This window comes from Flagellimonas onchidii (genome assembly GCF_004804315.1).
Classification (GTDB): domain Bacteria; phylum Bacteroidota; class Bacteroidia; order Flavobacteriales; family Flavobacteriaceae; genus Flagellimonas; species Flagellimonas onchidii.
Genome location: NZ_SRXX01000047.1, coordinates 1 through 3,328 on the forward strand (window position 1 = coordinate 1; position 3,328 = coordinate 3,328).

Here is a 3,328-nt window from a genome sequence, read left to right on the forward strand (position 1 = left end):
CCTTTGCAGACTTTTGAGGATTCCATACTTTTAGCAAAAGAAAAGCTCATCGAATACAATGAGCTTAAAGGTTCTTTTCAAGTGTCAGATTAACCACAACTGTCAGGTTAAGTAGTGGCTAGTACAGATTAAGAGACTTAATAACGTTCTATTCAAAAATGTCAAATAGAATAAAAATGATTGAAAATGTGAATAATGGCAACTATAAAGTCAATTCGACTTATGGGGAAACATCTCTTTCAAATGAACTATAAAAATATTGAGGAGCAACAAGCGATAAGGCATTTAACATTCACTGCTTTTTATAATCAAAATTATTAGCATATACTACTATACATGGATACATCAACAAAGTCTTGATTTCAAGCACGAAGTATGTATGCTGATTAAGCTGGATTTCGACAGAGGAGCTAATATTCAATTTACCTTATGTATCAAAAATAAATTTGTCAATGAAACCATTCAATATTTCTCAAGCTTTTTTGATAAATTTATTGACGAAAACTCATCTTCTGAAAAAGATTTAAAATCGACAAGACATTTTTTGTTTTCAAATTTTGAAAACAACACTATTCACTATGGAATCCATGATTATTTTATAAAGCCAATCGCTGATGAATACAATTTACATCATAATCTTGGAGTAGTCCTTATTCATCTTTTAAAAGAGAATAGATGTGATATTTCATTAATTAAAACCAAGATTATTATCCAAATTTTTACACTATTTTGTAAAATCTCAAAATTAACAATTGGTGATACCATATTTAAATTCGAAAACTTGCTCTCGTTTGAATATGCGAGATATTCCACTTACAACCAAGACGAGTACACCAAAATGGGGTTAGATAATTTTGAAAATAATAAGGAAGATCTAATAGAGTATATTGAATTTTTTTTGTGGCAAAAAAACTTGAATTAGATTTTATTTAGCAGAAAAGACTGATGAATGTATTGGAAAACCAACAAAATCCAAGAACCCTGCAAGAAATGATAGGATTTATAAGGCTCGTTTTTGACAATCTCGGATTTAATAATTTTATTGTTGAACTGGTAATGTATATTTCAGCATTGAAAAGAATACGCGAAGTCAACACAAATTCAAATATTATACTCTAATTGTAAATGTTTAATAAAATTACTGAGAAGACTTTGAAAAAATTAAGAATCTAAAGTGAAGATTTACTTTTTTTGTAGCCTTCAAAAAAGAATAAAGTTTAGGAAAAGGATATCATCATAGTAGGAGAAGTTCTCCGTTTTTTGGCCATGTCATTGAACATTAAAAATGAAATCGGGCTCTATGCTCTGTTCCACAAAGCCATGGGACATCTTTCCAATGAAAACCAAAACGCATGAAATGATTCTTCCAATAATAGTTTCGTATTCAAGTTGTCAGTAATTGTTATCTCTTGCACATCAAGAAAATCAAAACAATCTGAGTTAGATAAAATAGAATCGAAAGATGGACAAAAGATATATTGTGATCACTACCATATTCCAACCTACCAAGGCCGTAAAGGAGTTTTCCAAGAAAGATGGTTTTGGACTTATCGTGGTCGGGGACAAAAAAACTCCCTTTGACTGGAAGGAGGACAATACTATATATCTATCCGTGGACGAACAAAAGAAAAGCTTTCCCAATATGGAGGAACTTTTGCCCTACAACCATTATGCGAGGAAAAACTTGGGCTATCTCCATGCCATAAAAAGTGGGGCCGAGATTATTGTGGATACGGATGATGACAATATCCCCTATAAAGATTGGTTGTTCCCAAATTTTGAAGGTGTTTTTTCAGAGGTAAGGCAGCGTAATGGATTTGTCAATATCTATTTCCATTACTCTGACCTAAAGATATGGCCCCGTGGGCTCCCATTGCACCTCATCAAATCGCCAGACGTAAAAATACACCCAAATGAATTGGACAAAAAGAAGGTGACGGTAGGAGTGTGGCAGGGGCTGGCCGATCAAGATCCCGATGTTGATGCTGTCTATAGATTGGTGGACAATGTCCCATGTATCTTCAAGAAGAACGGAAACATCGTGCTGCCCATGGGCACACTATCACCGTTCAATTCACAGAACACCGCTTTTAGAAAAGAGCTTTTTCCATTGCTGTACATCCCTTCCACGGTCACCATGCGTTTTTCGGATATATTGCGAGGTTTGGTCGCCCAGCCCATCATGTGGGCCCATGGCTATCAATTGGGAATCAACGAGGCCACGGTATACCAAGAAAGGAACGAGCACAATCTAATGAAGGATTTTGAACAGGAGATTCCCTGCTACCTATATGCTGAAAGAACAGTTGAAATTGTAAAAAAAGCCATCAAGTCCAATCATACCATAGCTACAAACTTGATGAACGCATACCAAGCCCTGGAAAAGAACAATATTGTATCATCAAGGGAATTACATGTTCTAGGAGCATGGTTGGAAAGTCTTCAAAACAACCTATGTGATTAATCGTGCGTAGGCATTATATACTTGACTAAAAGAGGAAATACCTATTCCAGATTTATCATCCAATAGTGCCATTCCCAATATGGCAAGGTGGTTAACCTGTGATTCCTTATCACTTTTGGTCATTGAATATAGTTTGCCCATTATCTCGTTTGCGGTGATATTGACCTTTTGTATCAATCGGTCCTTTTCTGCCAATATTTCTGGAACCACATTGGCCAAACAACCATTGTAACATATGGCCTTATAAACTTCATTGTCTCGCAATAAATGTTGGTATTGATCTATGATGTTTTTAGAAGCAATTTTTTTATGCAGTGTTGCCTGAAGTTTTTCTATATCAGTCTGTAATGATACATCAAAATCCATGTCGTTTCCATTGCATTGAGATATGAAATGATAAAAAAGGGAAAGTATCAAGGGACTCCCCATTGAAAGATCACATGGAATATTTATTATTTTTTGGACTGTTTTAGAAAGATATCGGAGAATTTCGGGACTTCTTGATTTTTCCTTTGCCAGTCCGGCCCTTCCCCTTAAATAAAATCCCATCCCCAAAAAATCCAATAGGCCATGAACTGACCCAAGATTGGATTCTATTTTTTGGTCCATTTCCCTGAATACCATAGCATCCAATTTTGATAAGGTGTCATCAAGCTCATCAAACTCAAAAAAACCTTCTTCGATAAATTTTACCAGCCCCCAGCCTATTCCCAAGCTTCCTTGATAAAAATCGGTGGGGGGATTCCCTTCTTGTGAGAATTCATTTATCAATATTTCTCCAAATTTTTCCAATGCAAAATTTGTATAAAACTCTTTACCATATATCTTTCCATATTTGAACAGAAAATAGAGCAATGGTAGTTT

3 protein-coding genes are annotated in these 3,328 nt (G+C 35.0%); 2 read left to right on the forward strand and 1 reads right to left on the reverse strand.

Features of this window, described 5'->3' with window-relative positions:
• Positions 1-379 precede the first annotated feature (379 nt).
• Positions 380-922, forward strand: coding sequence for a hypothetical protein (locus E4661_RS18900; RefSeq protein WP_136469022.1), 543 nt, complete (start codon positions 380-382; stop codon positions 920-922).
• Positions 923-1,462: 540 nt separating this feature from the next.
• The gene (locus E4661_RS18905; protein ID WP_136469023.1) at positions 1,463-2,464 is read left to right on the forward strand and encodes a DUF288 domain-containing protein; all 1,002 of its coding nucleotides are present in this window, start codon (positions 1,463-1,465) and stop codon (positions 2,462-2,464) included.
• Here the strand turns inward: E4661_RS18905 and E4661_RS19205 are convergent.
• The coding region (locus E4661_RS19205; protein ID WP_168796448.1) for a hypothetical protein at positions 2,453-3,328 on the reverse strand (876 nt) is incomplete at its 5' end. The genes E4661_RS18905 and E4661_RS19205 overlap by 12 nt on opposite strands.

Excerpts from the sequence above, each read along its gene's own strand:
- E4661_RS18900 (WP_136469022.1), top strand. The coding sequence starts at position 380 with ATGCTGATTAAGCTGGATTTCGACAGAGGAGCTAATATTCAATTTACC.
- E4661_RS18905 (WP_136469023.1), top strand. The coding sequence starts at position 1,463 with ATGGACAAAAGATATATTGTGATCACTACCATATTCCAACCTACCAAG.